The sequence below is a fragment of the Nostoc sp. genome, from assembly GCF_036916575.1.
Classification (GTDB): Bacteria; Cyanobacteriota; Cyanobacteriia; order Cyanobacteriales; family Nostocaceae; genus Nostoc.
The window spans coordinates 1-5,137 of record NZ_JBALGC010000066.1; the positions used below are offsets into that span (position 1 = coordinate 1).

Below are 5,137 nucleotides of genomic sequence, written 5' to 3' on the forward strand. Positions count from 1 at the left end.
AATTTAACTCAGTTTGAGTTAGCCGATGCTGCTGGTATTCATTCTCGGTCTGTGGGGAAGATTGAAGTGGAAAGCCTTATAAAGATGGAAGTCAAAATCGATGAAAGCTAGATATAGCAACGCTTTCCAGACCATTTTGCAGGTTTTTACACGTATCTCGGCTCAATACCGTAATAATTCGATAAAAATTACAACTTACAACTTTTCAAACAACCTCTTAAATTTAGAATTGCTGTTGCAGCCTGTATTATTAACTGAACCATTTGGCATGGTTGTATTACAAAATCGAGAAGTCTTCAGATCGTCATCTTTGAGAGAAGCATCCAGCAAATTTTCATTTTTAAAATTTGACTGTATAACAGAGGCGTTTTTAAATATAGCGCCTTGTAAATTCGCATCCTGAAAATTTGTACCTTGCACGAAAATATCATTCAAGGTTGCACCATTAAGATTTGCATTTTTAAAATTTGACCACATAACAAAGGCGTTTTTAAATATAGCGCCTCGTAAATTCGCATCCTGAAAATTTGTACTTGTCACCATAACATCATTCAAGGTTGCACCACTAAGATTAGCACCTTGAAGATTGCTCCCACTCAATACGCTGCTATCACTGATTTCAGCTTGCTGAAGATTTGCATTTTGAAGATTTGTCAACTTCATAGATACTGAACGCAGAGACGACTTAGCTAAACTTGCATTAGTCAAATTAGCTCCAGTTAGATCAGCAGGAAGGAATTTTGCTGACCGAAAAGATGTTTGGTCTAGATTTGCTTCAGATAAATCCGTCCAGTGAAACCTTGCTCCATTTAACTCCGCACCAGTTAATATTGCCCGTTTCATAAATGCAAGTGAAAAGAAAGCAACTTTCAGGTTCGATTTACTCAAATCTGCATCATCAAGTGAAGCACCTATAAAATTTGCATCTTCTAAATTGGCACCTTTTAGATTCGCACCTTTCAGATTTGCACCTTCTAGATTGACTCTACGAAGGTCAAGATTAGCCAAGTTTGCACCGCTTAGATCACAACGAATACATGAGCGTGATGTTACAAGTTCATTAACTGTAGCACTGACATCTTTGGAATTTTTTCCAGGTACTACAGCTTGTAGACTTTCCAGCATTTTAAAACGAAGCGTCATATCTTCACCATGTTGTTTGAGCACCGCTCGCTCTGTCTGGGAAAGAGCATCCACGTTAGGGATTTTATAGTCTATCACCACTTTTTCAAAATTCAAGAAATTGGCACGATTACCAGATGATTGATCGCTACTTGTAAGATATCCAATGTAACCTTGAACTTGTCCGCCAATTGATGAAGTTTGAAGAACTACCGAAAAAATACTTTTTAGCGGTATTTTTATTTCTTGACTATCTTTTTTAATAAAAACTGATAGTACTTCACCTTCTAGAACAAACTTACAGTGACCACCACGGAAAACATTAGGCATCTGAGAGCCACAAGACAACTCTGTACCAGCAATATCTCTTAAATTAAATGAACGCTGATTAATAACTTGAGCATACGCACTTTCCGTATATAGAGTAGAATTTACTCCTACCACCAATGAAGCTACTGTGAGCATAATCCTAAATAAATTCATAGTCAGTAAACCAAAAAGTTTTTTATAACTCTTACCATGTGGACATTTCAGGTAAAGCCGGGGAGATCACAAAACTCACTTTACAACGTTTTATTGAGCATTTCAGACGATGCTCCTAGTTACCTTCAAGCGTAGGCGTAGCCCGTCGTAGACATCGCTCTATTACCAATAAATAGTGTTTGCTGACTGATTCACGATTTTGAGACAATCTTTCCTCTGGTGACAGCTTCGCTATATCTACGCCAATCTATGCCATAAAACCACTTTTATCTGAAGTTTAGGGAATGGGGATGAAGTCGTAACCGTAGGTAGAACGACCACCTTGGATCACCTTAACCAATTGCACTGGAGCATTACGATCGCCCGAAGGCAGAAACGAGACGGTGCGAGAGGCTCCCGATGCGACGAATGATGGACTATGCAAGACTAGCTGGATGCCTTCACGGGTGGGATTTTGTCGCAAAGCCGCGCCGAGGGCTTGAGTGGCATCATAGGCAGTTGCGGTGCGCCAGTTAACATCGCCGCCCCAGAGCCTGCGAGATCGCTGCGCGAAGTCCTTCGACCCCGTTGCCAGAATATGCCAGGGTACTGCTACGACCATATCGCGCCCTTGCTCACGGGTGACATCCAGAGTTTTAGGGCTGTAAACATCATCGCCACCCAGTACAGGTAAGTGATTGTTATTAGCTTGGACAACTTGCAGAGCGCGATCAAGGGAACCCGTATTGCTGGCTAGCATAATCACTTCGGCTCCGCGCTGTTTGGCTGCTTCTAAACTTTGGTTGTGGCTGTGGCTGGAATTGGCGAGATCGTATTCACCGACAACTTGACCACCCTGGAGGGCGATCGCAGTACTGAATTCCCCCTTAAGAGACTTGCTATAGTCACTTTGGGAGTTGAAATAAACAACGGCTTTTTTGAGCTTCAGCGTTTGCAGCATATAGTCAACCAGCGCCCTGGCTGAAACATAGTCACTGGGTACCGTTCTGAATACGTAGGCACTTTTATTCGAGAGTTGAACCGCACTACTAATTGGAGAAATGGCGACTAGCTTGCCGCGATTGTAGGTATCGGCAGTAGCCAGGGTCACACCGCTGGCATAATGTCCAACAACGCCCAGAATGCTGGATTGGTTGACGAATGATGTGGCAATTTGTTGAGCACTGTTATTGTCGTTGTTATCATTGGCAATCTTCACTCTGAGTAAGCGACCCTTGATACCACCTATTGCATTGATTTCCTGTTGGGCTTGAGCCACGCCTCTGAGAATTTCACGGGAGCCATTGCTATCAGCATTCCCCGGAACACAAACCGCAATTTCAAGCGGGTTATGCAAAGAAGCCTTCGCATTATTGCTGTAAATCAACGCTTCGGGATCGTTAGGTTTTTGTTGCAGCGATTGATCGAATAACGCTTGTGCGGTCGCATAGTTACCACTTGTAAAGGCTTCTGCAGCCCGAAGTTTACTAGAAGTGCCGTCTTCTGGAAAAAATAGAGTCTCCCCTTTACTGATGGCATCTTTCGCAAGATCATGATTGATATTGATCGAATTGCCAAGCAATGAATTAAGGATTTTACGATCACCTAAACTCGCTCCTGCAATCAGGAGAAATGTTGCGAGGATGTAGACGATCGGGGGTAGAGATTTTTTTCCTTTCGTGGGATTAGCAGTCATAAGTGGATTCTCCTGGGCTGAGTTAATGGGTCTGAGTTACTTTTAGTCGTTGCAATCGTTGCTCAATTTCGCTATCCAGGGTCATTTGGTCAAGACCAACCTGAAGCTTTTCAACAGGACTTTCAGAGAGTTCTTGAAAGGCATGAGCTTGAAAATTATGTCCTTCGATCGCGGCTTGCGCTTCCTTAAACTGATTGCGGGCGGAGCCGATTTTTAATTCATCATTATTTATATCTGCAATGATCGCTAAAGCCTCGTTCACTTGGTTCAGGGATTTGAGTGTTTGCATTTGTACCTGGTAAGATTCCAACTTTTGGCGCTCCTGATACAGCTTGTCTTTCAGGCTTTGCACCGCTTGCTCTGCTTGCCTGACCTGGGTTTCAAATTGTGGTAATACCCTTTCGATGTGAATTGCGCGTGCCATAGCGAGTCGAGCAGCCTCTTCATCTCCTTGCGCGAATGCTTGATTGGCTTGCATCTCCGATCTCTTTGCATCAGCTTGACTCTTGACATACTGTTGTTTCGCCTGTTCATAGGCGGCAACAGCTTGAGCAACTGATTTTGTCAGTTGAGAAACCGATTGTTGCATCTCTTGTAGCGATGCTTGCGCCACTTCTACCGCAATTTTTCCGCCTGCTTCAATGGGTTTACCCCAAAGCCAATTCCAAAATGCCTGCACGACTCGTCCGGCGCGATCGCCTATTAACCCATAAAGGATTGATTGCTTCATAGTTTTTCCAAAGTTTTGATGGTTTCAACAACGGTAATATTTTTGACACAAGGTAGCACACGCTTGACTCAAGTAGAGGTGAGCTTAGAAGATCTTAGATAGCAATAGAGCAACGCTTTGATGGATTGCCAGAGTGGGATCGCTAGCGTATGGAATAGGACGGTCAAAATGATGGATAACCCCAACGCCAGTATCAGATGCAAGAGGGATTCAGCGTTTAATAAAGTGGGAAACAAGTCTTGCTTTTCCGCTAGCCAGACCGCGATAGCAGGCGAAAACGCCAACAGATAGAGGGGCACGGTCAACACTCCAGTGCCGAACAAGGTGCAGCAGATGGTGAGCATATGCGGCTTTGATCGCTCCCGACTGATGCGTAACGCTTGCCTGACGTTACAATCTTCGATCGCAATCACCAAATTTACCAAAAACCACTGCGCTGTAAACCAGATGTTGATCGCAATGCTTAGCCCCAAAACCAGCCATTCACCCAATCTGGATGTCAGATGCCCTATAGCCGTAAGCACACCATTGATATAGACCTCCGCTAGCCAGAATTGCCAAAACCGAGATCGGAGGTGGCGCAGATTAGCCAGAATAGTTTCCGGCTGTCCTCTCAAGGTTTGGTAGGCAACCTGACTAATCAACGTCTGTCGCAGCAACCCTTTTGCTGAAGTAAAGGGACTCAAACCTAAACCGATCATGAGTATGACTACAGCAGCAATGAGAACAGAACCCAGTATTTCTGAAGGCAGATGCGAGAATAGTGCCGCAAATACTGAGGGAGATGCCAAAAAAACATACGGAGCAACAGACAAAGCCAATAGCACACTCACTAGAAAGAGCCACGGCAAATAGGCGGCTAAAAACCAGGCGGTACAATACAAAGCCATCTTCAAGAAGAGCGGAAAATTGGCACGATAGATTGCAATTGCTTGACGAATGATGCTCCAGGGTGCAGATATGGCTTGGCTAAAGAGATTAAACATAAACCCTCTTCCGGTTTAGCGGCTGGTGGGACTCAATGCTCTATGGCTCCAACTATCCCAAACGATTCAGCGCATGGCGGCTCACTACTGGCTCACCTTTGGACTAGGATGCTGAACCACAACCCATCAAATTCTGTGTTA

At 44.2% G+C, this 5,137-nt stretch carries 4 protein-coding genes; all 4 read right to left on the minus strand.

Features of this window, described 5'->3' with window-relative positions:
- Positions 1 to 195: 195 nt before the first annotated feature.
- Complete coding sequence (locus V7L29_RS14530) at positions 196 to 1,587, minus strand: pentapeptide repeat-containing protein (protein WP_334735925.1); 1,392 nt, start codon at positions 1,585 to 1,587, stop codon at positions 196 to 198.
- A gap of 295 nt (positions 1,588 to 1,882) precedes the next feature.
- Entirely contained in the window at positions 1,883 to 3,280 is a 1,398-nt protein-coding gene (locus V7L29_RS14535) for an ABC transporter substrate-binding protein (protein ID WP_334735926.1), read from the minus strand.
- A gap of 22 nt (positions 3,281 to 3,302) precedes the next feature.
- Positions 3,303 to 4,010, minus strand: a complete 708-nt coding sequence (locus V7L29_RS14540) for a PspA/IM30 family protein (protein WP_334735927.1) — start codon at positions 4,008 to 4,010, stop codon at positions 3,303 to 3,305.
- Positions 4,011 to 4,078: 68 nt separating this feature from the next.
- On the minus strand, positions 4,079 to 4,825 hold the full coding sequence (locus V7L29_RS14545; protein WP_334735928.1) for a hypothetical protein: 747 nt from the start codon (positions 4,823 to 4,825) through the stop codon (positions 4,079 to 4,081).
- Positions 4,826 to 5,137: the final 312 nt, after the last annotated feature.